The sequence below is a fragment of the Tistrella arctica genome (assembly GCF_039630945.1).
In the GTDB taxonomy this organism is placed as follows: domain Bacteria; phylum Pseudomonadota; class Alphaproteobacteria; order Tistrellales; family Tistrellaceae; genus Tistrella; species Tistrella bauzanensis.
On sequence record NZ_JBBKTV010000064.1, the window covers coordinates 1 to 202 of the forward strand.

Below are 202 nucleotides of genomic sequence, written 5' to 3' on the forward strand. Positions count from 1 at the left end.
CGCTGGTCGCGGACAAAGTCCCGCTGCCGACCGCGAAGGTCACGGTCACGATGCCCGAGCCGGCATCGATATCGCTGATCGAGATGCCGGTCAGCGCGGTCACCGTGTCTTCGGTCACCGCGATGCTGGCCGGCGCGGTCAGATCGGGGGCGTCATTCACCGCCGTGATGTCGAGCGTGATGGTCGCACTGTCGGTCAGCGC

General features: G+C 67.3%; 1 protein-coding gene. It reads right to left on the bottom strand.

The genetic code is table 11. The features are described 5' to 3' along the window. Window positions 1-202, bottom strand: a 202-nt coding sequence (locus WG924_RS28195) for a hypothetical protein (protein WP_345936351.1), incomplete at both ends; no start/stop codon positions are given.